Origin of the sequence: Arthrobacter sp. I3 (genome assembly GCF_000520575.1) — a bacterium.
GTDB lineage: Bacteria > Actinomycetota > Actinomycetes > Actinomycetales > Micrococcaceae > Arthrobacter > Arthrobacter humicola_A.
In genome coordinates this window covers 1-7,466 of the sequence record NZ_KI914968.1, presented here as the reverse complement: position 1 = coordinate 7,466, position 7,466 = coordinate 1, and the positions used below count along the sequence as shown (strand labels likewise).

The following is a 7,466-nucleotide window of genomic DNA, read 5'->3' as shown; positions in this document are numbered from 1 at the left end:
CGTTGCGCAATCCGACGTGGTCGCCGTCGCTGTGCCCGGCAAGGACGGAGCGGAGCTGGTCCGGGTCCATGCCCACGCCGTCGTCCTCGATCGTCACCTCCGCGAACGCCCCCGAGTCGTTCGCCGTGATGGAGATGTGCCCCGGGCCCTCCTTGGCCTCAAGGCCGTGCCGGACCGCGTTTTCCACCAGCGGCTGCAGGCTCAGGAAGGGAATCACCGTGCTCAGGACCTCCGGAGCGATCCGCAGGCTGACCTGCACGCGGTCGCCAAAGCGGGCCCGTTCCAGGAGCAGGTAGCGGTCGATGCAGCGCAGTTCCTCGGCCAGGGTGGTGAAGTCGCCGTGGCGGCGGAAGGAGTAGCGGGTGAAATCGGCGAACTCCACCACGAGCTCGCGCGCCCGGACCGGATCCGTGTTGATGAAGGAGGCGATCGCGTTCAGCGAGTTGTAAATGAAGTGCGGGCTGATCTGGGCGCGGAGGGCCCGGACTTCCGCCTCCATCAGGAGGGTGCGGGAGGCGTCGAGCTCGGCGAGTTCCACCTGGGTGGCCACCCAGTCAGCCACCTCGCCGGTGGCGCGGACCAGTCCGGCGCCGGCGGCCGGCGCGAAGGCGGCCACCACGCCCACCACACGCGCGCCGGTTTTGATCGGGGCGATCACGACGGCGCGCTCCACCTCCGGCGCCAGCGTCACGCCGCCGTCGCCGGCGGCCAGGAGCTGGAGTTCGCCCGCCGGAATGACGGCGAGGTGGCCGCCGTCGAACACTTTAGACGCGAGCCCCATCAGGGCAGGTCTGAGTTCCTCGCCGGCGCCGTCCCACGCGAGCACACCGGTTGTATCCGTGATGGCCAGGGCGTCACAGCCCAGGAGGCTGCGCAGCTGTTTGCTGGCCTTGGCCGCGCCGGCCGGGTTCAGGCCGGTCCTCAGGTGCTGGCCGGCACGGGATGCGGCATGCAGCGTCTGGTAGGTGGCCCGCTCCGCATCGGTGCCGAGATCGCGGAAGGACCGGAGGACCTTGAGTCCCACGGCGACGACGGCAGCGATCGCCAGGGCAATCACCGCGACTGCGGCGGCGGTGAGCAGGGGAGAATCCGGCATGGTGCCAGCCTACCGCCGGGGTTCCTTTCGGCGGCCCGGGGCGCCGTTTGGCGCAGCGTCGGGACCGCTGAGCGACGCAGGCCGCCCCGGCTGTGGCAGGTAACACGCGTCACAGTGCACAGTGATTGCAGTCACATCGGCAGGATGGGTTGCAGGGTGCGTCCCACGCAGACCACGGCAGCCGGTGTGGACTCACCAGTCTCAATGAGGAGGAACCGATGGGTCACGACGCCCAAGAAACGGACGCTGCGGCGGCCGTGGACTTCAAGGAAGTCCAGTCGACGGAGCAGTTCCAGGAACTGCGCAAACGTCACCGCAGCTTTGTCTTCCCGCTCTCCATTGCCTTTCTGCTCTGGTACTTCGCCTATGTCCTGCTGGCCGACTACGCGGTGGGATTCATGTCGATCAAGGTCTGGGGCAACATCAACGTCGGCCTGATCCTGGGCCTGCTGCAGTTCGTCTCCACGTTCGCGATCACCGGCTGGTACGTCAGCTATTCGAACCGCAAGCTGGACCCCATTGCCTCCGAGATCCGCCAGGAAATCGAGGGGCACGAATTCGACAAGCACGGCAACCCGGTTGGGGGGACAGCAAAATGACACTCATGGTTCCCGCAGTGAACGTTGCGGATCTCAAGGACACCACCCTGCTGAACATGGGCATCTTCGCCCTCTTCGTCGCGATCACCATGGTCATCGTGATCAGGGCCAGCCGCAACAACAAGACGGCAGCCGACTACTACGCCGCCGGACGTTCCTTCACAGGCCCGCAGAACGGCACCGCCATCGCCGGCGACTACCTCTCCGCAGCGTCCTTCCTCGGCATCACCGGAGCCATCGCCATCAACGGCTACGACGGCTTCATGTACTCCATCGGCTTCCTCGTCGCCTGGCTCGTCGCCTTGCTGCTCGTCGCCGAACTGCTCCGCAACACCGGCAAGTTCACCATGGCCGATGTCCTCTCCTTCCGGCTCAAGCAGCGCCCCGTGCGCATCGCGGCGGCCATCTCCACGCTGGCCGTCTGCTTCTTCTACCTGCTGGCGCAGATGGCCGGTGCCGGCAGCCTCATCTCGCTGCTCCTGGGTATCAGCGACTGGGGCGGACAAGCCCTGGTGATCATCGTCGTCGGCGCCCTGATGATCATGTACGTCCTGATCGGCGGTATGAAGGGCACCACCTGGGTGCAGATCATCAAGGCCATGCTCCTGATCGCCGGAGCCGCTGTCATGACCTTCTGGGTCCTCGCGATCTACGGCTTCAACCTCTCGGACCTGCTGGGCGGCGCGGTGGAAACCTCGGGCAACCCGAACCTGCTCAACCCGGGACTGCAGTACGGCAAGACCGAGACCTCCAAGATCGACTTCCTGTCCCTCGGCCTGGCCCTGGTACTCGGCACCGCAGCCCTGCCGCACGTGTTGATGCGTTTCTACACGGTTCCGACCGCAAAGGAAGCCCGAAAGTCCGTGGTGTGGTCCATCTGGCTCATCGGCATCTTCTACCTGTTCACCCTGGTCCTGGGCTACGGCGCAGCTGCGCTGGTGGGAGCCGACACCATCAAGGCCGCCCCGGGCGGCGTCAACTCGGCCGCGCCGCTGCTCGCCTTCCACCTCGGCGGTCCGCTGCTCCTGGGCTTCATCTCGGCGGTGGCCTTCGCGACCATCCTGGCCGTCGTCGCCGGCCTGACGATCACCGCGGCGGCATCCTTCGCACACGACATCTACGCCAGCGTCATCGCCAAGGGGAAGGCCGACGCCGCCACCGAGGTCAAGGTCGCCCGCCGCACCGTGGTGGTGATCGGGCTGCTGGCCATCGCCGGCGGCATCTTCGCCAACGGACAAAATGTTGCGTTCCTCGTGGCGCTCGCCTTCGCCGTGGCTGCCTCCGCCAACCTTCCGACCATCCTCTACTCGCTGTTCTGGCGCCGGTTCACCACCCAGGGAGCCCTGTGGAGCATGTACGGCGGATTGTCCGCGGCCATCATCCTGATTGCGCTCTCCCCGGTGGTTTCCGGGGCCAAGACGTCGATGATCCCCGGCGCCAACTTCGCCATCTTCCCGCTGAGCAACCCGGGCATCGTTTCCATCCCGCTCGCGTTCTTCCTGGGCTGGCTGGGCACCGTCCTGGACAAGCGGAAGGAAGACGCCACAAAGCAGGCCGAAATGGAGGTCCGTTCCCTGACCGGGGTGGGCGCCGAAAAGGCTACCAACCACTAGGAAGGCCGCACCAACAGAGAAGCTCCCGTGCAGCAGCGTGGGAGCTTCTCTGTTGGATGGGCGCCAGCTTGGACTGAGTTTTCCGAGGTCAGCGCTGGGGCCTCAGCCGAATGTTCACCATCTTCAGTTCATCGTGGCCCTCGAAGCGGTAGACCAGCTCCACGCTTTTCGTGTCGCAGTCGATCGTTCCGGCGACGTCGGCGGCGTTGGAGCCGTTGTTGGAGCTGACGTTGAGGGTTGAAAAGTTCGGTTTACAGCTGCCGTCAAGCTCCAGGCTCTGCACGCCCGCGGCGAACTCTTCCGGGGAAATCTTCCGCATGAGGGCCGGATCCAGGTACTTCTCGTAGGCGGTGCTGACCTCGCCGGCGATGATCAGCTTCGTGAAATCGTCCGCGATGCCCCGTGCCTGGTTGGTGGCTCCGCCCACCACGTTGAGCAGGACGACGACGCCGGCACTCACCAGCAGGAGCACACCGCCGACGATCCCGAGGACAATCCACAGGGCCTTGCGGCTCTTTTTCGGGGGCGGCTGGGCGGCGCCGCCGTAGTAGGGCGGCGGCTGCCCCGGCCCGCCGTAGTACGGAGGTGCGCCGCCGCCAGGTGGCGGGTAGCTGGGTGCCGCGCCGGTCGCGGGTGGCGGGTAGCTGGGCGCCGCGTAGTTGGGCGCCGCGGCGTCGGCGGGGGGCCCGGGCGGCGGGGCGTAGTACGGAACGGGCGGCTGGCCGGGCGCCGGGTGGCCGGCTGCAGGCTCATGCCCGGGCTGCGGCGGTACCGGGCGGTGTGGTTCCTCGGGACTGCTCACGGTTCAAGCCTTTCCGGCAGTCCAGACAAGCCACTGCCTGTTGCACTGGGCCGCGTGCGCGGACCCAAGGACTCAGGGGGACCCAACGGACACAGCCTAGCGCCGCGGCCGCCCACGGCACAGATGAAAAGCGGATCAGTTATCGGCGGATCCGCGCTCCAGCAGGGGCTGGATCCGGAACGGGATCAGCTCGCCCATCGCCAGTGCGGTATCGGTCCGGTCCACGCCGTCGCACGCCAGTATCTTGCCGTTGATCCGGAACAGGTCCTCGGCGTCGAGCGCCACCACCCGCAGGAGCAGATCGGCCGAGCCCGTCAGGCCGTAGCCCTCCAGGATTTCCGGAATCCCGGCGAGCTCGACGGCGAGGGGTCCGAGCTTCTGCTGCTGGACGTGGACGGAGATGAAAGCCATCAGCGGGTATCCCAGGGACACCGGGTTGATCCGCCGCTCGAAGGAGAGGAACACGTGCTTCTTCTCCAGCTGGGCCATCCTGGCCTGCACCGTATTGCGCGAGAGTCCGAGCTTCTGGGCGAGGGCAACCACGGTCCGCCGGGGGTCCCGCGCCATGGCCGAAAGCAGGCGGGTGTCAGTGCCATCCAAGGTTTGCATAATGCGCAAGATTAGCACGGTTGACGGACGCCAAACAGGGCATAATGCTCAATATTTTTGCGGGTGGTTGTACCCGATGAGCATTGTGAGTAGGGTCACAATTATCCGGGGCAACGGCGCCCGGGCGGCTGGCGCGCCGCGGGATCACGAGTCCTGCGAGTTCCGGTCAGACGACGTCAGAAGGTGCGGACAACAGTGTTTACCGACGACGCGGGCAAGGGCGGCATTGCCGCCGGGGGCCCCGGAAACAGTGAAAATTCTATGAGGCGGACGGGCGGCGACCTCGTCCAGCTCATCACCCCGGCGGGCGAGCGCATCAGCCATCCCGAGTTCGATCCCTGGCTCCAGGACGTCAGCGATGAGCAGCTCTGCGCGCTCTATGAGGACATGGTGGTCATCCGCCGGATCGATGCCGAAGCCACGGCCCTCCAGCGGCAGGGCGAACTGGCTCTGTGGCCGCCACTGCTCGGCCAGGAAGCATCCCAGATCGGCTCGGCCCGCGCCCTCCGCGAGGACGACTTTGTCTTCCCCAGCTACCGCGACAACGGCGTCGCCTACTGCCGGGGAGTGAAGCCGGAGGATCTCGTCCGTGCCTGGCGTGGCAACGCCTCCGCCGGCTGGGACCCGTTCACCGTCAACGTTGCCACCCAGCAGATCATCATCGGCGCGCAGAGCCTGCACGCCACGGGCTACGCCATGGGCATCCAGAACGACGGCGCCGACTGTGTCGCCGTCGCCTACTTCGGCGACGGCGCCACGAGCGAAGGCGACGTCAACGAAGCCATGGTCTTCGCCGCGAGCTTTCAGGCGCCTGTCGTCTTCATCTGCCAGAACAACCACTGGGCCATTTCCGAACCCGTCCGGCTGCAGTCGCACATCCAGCTCGCGGACCGCGCCTCAGGCTTCGGCATCCCCAGCATGCGGGTCGACGGCAATGATGTCCTCGCCGTCATGGCAGCCACCCGCATTGCCCTGGACCGCGCCCGGCGCGGCGGCGGCCCCACCTTCATCGAGGCCGTGACCTACCGGATGGGCCCGCACACGACGGCGGACGACCCCACCCGCTACCGGGATGCCAACGAACTCGAGGACTGGGCCGCCAAGGACCCGATCAGCCGGATGAAGTCGCTGCTCGAGCGCAAGGGACTGCTGACCGCGGACCTTGAGGCCGACGTCGCCGCGCAAGCTGACGCAGTGGCCAAGGAACTCCGGGCCGGGACCATCAACATGCCCGAGCCGCAGCCGCTGGATATCTTCAAACACGTGTACAGCACGCCCAACTCCTGGCTGGACCGCCAGCAGGAGCACTACTCCCGTTACCTGGCTTCCTTCGGCGATCCCGCAGAAGCCGCTTCTGAAGAAGGTGCACGCTGATGACGCAGATGACCTTTGCCCGAGCCATCAATTCGGGCCTGCGCAAGTCCCTCGAAAACGATCCCAAGGTGGTCCTGATGGGCGAGGACATCGGCGCCCTTGGCGGTGTCTTCCGTGTCACGGACGGGCTGCAGAAAGACTTTGGGAAGCACCGCGTCGTGGACACCCCGCTCGCCGAGTCCGGCATCATGGGTACCGCCGTCGGCCTGGCATACCGCGGCTACCGTCCGGTGGTGGAGATCCAGTTCGACGGGTTCATCTACCCGGCGTTCGACCAGATCGTCAGCCAGGTCGCCAAGATGCACTACCGCACCCAGGGCGCCGTCAAGATGCCCATCACCATCCGCGTCCCGTTCGGCGGCGGCATCGGCTCGCCGGAGCACCACTCGGAATCGCCCGAGGCCTACTTCACGCACACCTCGGGGCTGCGCGTGATCAGCGTGTCCAACCCCCAGGACGCCTACACCATGATCCAGCAGGCCATCGCCTCCGATGATCCCGTCCTGTACTTCGAGCCCAAGCGGCGCTACCACGACAAGGGCGAGGTGGACGAGAGTGTCGACTTGAGCTCTGCCCTGTCCATGGAAAAGGCCCGCGTTGTCACCGAGGGCTCGGACGTCACGCTCGTGGCCTACGGCCCGCTCGTCAAGACCGCCCGCGACGCCGCCCTGGCGGCCGCCGACGAAGGCATCTCGGTTGAGGTCATCGACCTGCGCTCGCTGGCACCACTGGACTTCGCCACCCTTGAGGCCTCCGTCCGCAAGACCGGCCGTCTGGTCATCACGCACGAGGCCAGCCAGTCCGGCGGCCTCGGCGCCGAAGTCGCCGCGAGCATCACCGAGCGCTGCTTCTACCACCTCGAGGCCGCTCCCGTCCGCGTGACCGGCTTCGATGTTCCCTACCCTTACTCCAAGCTGGAAATGCACCACCTGCCGGGCCTTGACAGGATTCTCGACGGCGTCGACCGTGCCCTCGGCCGCCCCAACTCCCTTAGCGGGCTGGAAGGATGAGCGCCACCATGATCAAGGAATTCAGGCTCCCGGACCTGGGCGAGGGACTGACGGAATCGGAAATCGTCGCCTGGAGGGTCGCGGTAGGGGACACCGTCACCCTCAACCAGATCATCGCCGAGGTAGAGACGGCCAAGGCCGTCGTCGAGCTGCCCTCGCCGTTTGCCGGCGTTGTCGCGGCCCTGCACGAACAGCCCGGCACCGTTGTTGAGGTCGGGAAGCCGATCGTCTCCTTCGAGATCGAGGGCGACGACGGCGCCGCCGGTTCCGCCGGTGCCGGTGCGGACGGGGCCGCGGCAGGCAAGCGTGAGCCGAACCTTGTGGGCTATGGCGCCGTCCTGGAGGCCTCCGGCCGTCCGGCCC

Annotated in this window: 8 protein-coding genes; 5 read left to right on the top strand and 3 right to left on the bottom strand. The window is 66.7% G+C overall.

From position 1 onward, the window contains the following. Positions 1–1,096 (bottom strand): sensor histidine kinase (locus Y706_RS26955; protein ID WP_043436854.1); only part of this gene is annotated, 1,096 nt, incomplete at its 3' end. Between the two features lie 218 nt (positions 1,097–1,314). On the opposite strand from Y706_RS26955, the gene Y706_RS0121055 reads away from it, so the two are divergent. Both Y706_RS0121055 and Y706_RS0121050 read left to right on the top strand, forming a co-directional pair. Then, positions 1,315–1,695, top strand: coding sequence for a DUF485 domain-containing protein (locus tag Y706_RS0121055; RefSeq protein WP_028278131.1), 381 nt, complete (start codon positions 1,315–1,317; stop codon positions 1,693–1,695). Then, positions 1,692–3,308, top strand: a complete 1,617-nt coding sequence (locus Y706_RS0121050) for a solute symporter family protein (protein WP_028278130.1) — start codon at positions 1,692–1,694, stop codon at positions 3,306–3,308. Before Y706_RS0121055 ends, Y706_RS0121050 begins: the two co-directional genes overlap by 4 nt. A gap of 88 nt (positions 3,309–3,396) precedes the next feature. Here Y706_RS0121050 and Y706_RS30520 read toward each other — a convergent pair whose 3' ends face one another. Both Y706_RS30520 and Y706_RS0121040 read right to left on the bottom strand, forming a co-directional pair. Then, positions 3,397–4,110 (bottom strand): hypothetical protein, encoded by a 714-nt coding sequence (locus Y706_RS30520; protein ID WP_028278129.1) that lies wholly within the window; start codon positions 4,108–4,110, stop codon positions 3,397–3,399. 135 nt (positions 4,111–4,245) lie between these two features. Beyond that, positions 4,246–4,719, bottom strand: coding sequence for an Lrp/AsnC family transcriptional regulator (locus Y706_RS0121040; protein ID WP_026266622.1), 474 nt, complete (start codon positions 4,717–4,719; stop codon positions 4,246–4,248). 261 nt (positions 4,720–4,980) lie between these two features. Here Y706_RS0121040 and pdhA point away from each other — a divergent pair, with 261 nt between their 5' ends. The 3 genes from pdhA to Y706_RS26945 all read left to right on the top strand — a co-directional run. Continuing rightward, positions 4,981–6,093, top strand: coding sequence for a pyruvate dehydrogenase (acetyl-transferring) E1 component subunit alpha (gene pdhA, locus Y706_RS0121035; protein WP_253906864.1), 1,113 nt, complete (start codon positions 4,981–4,983; stop codon positions 6,091–6,093). Beyond that, complete coding sequence (locus Y706_RS0121030) at positions 6,093–7,103, top strand: alpha-ketoacid dehydrogenase subunit beta (RefSeq protein WP_028278127.1); 1,011 nt, start codon at positions 6,093–6,095, stop codon at positions 7,101–7,103. Before pdhA ends, Y706_RS0121030 begins: the two co-directional genes overlap by 1 nt. Beyond that, on the top strand, positions 7,100–7,466 hold a 367-nt coding region (locus tag Y706_RS26945; protein ID WP_043436852.1), incomplete at its 3' end, for a biotin/lipoyl-containing protein. The genes Y706_RS0121030 and Y706_RS26945, both read left to right, overlap by 4 nt.

Bases quoted from the DNA above. Each gene is read 5' to 3' on its own strand.
- Y706_RS0121055 (WP_028278131.1), top strand. From the start codon at position 1,315: ATGGGTCACGACGCCCAAGAAACGGACGCTGCGGCGGCCGTGGACTTC.
- Y706_RS0121050 (WP_028278130.1), top strand. From the start codon at position 1,692: ATGACACTCATGGTTCCCGCAGTGAACGTTGCGGATCTCAAGGACACC.
- Y706_RS0121030 (WP_028278127.1), top strand. From the start codon at position 6,093: ATGACGCAGATGACCTTTGCCCGAGCCATCAATTCGGGCCTGCGCAAG.
- Y706_RS0121040 (WP_026266622.1), bottom strand. From the start codon at position 4,719: ATGCAAACCTTGGATGGCACTGACACCCGCCTGCTTTCGGCCATGGCG.
- pdhA (WP_253906864.1), top strand. From the start codon at position 4,981: ATGAGGCGGACGGGCGGCGACCTCGTCCAGCTCATCACCCCGGCGGGC.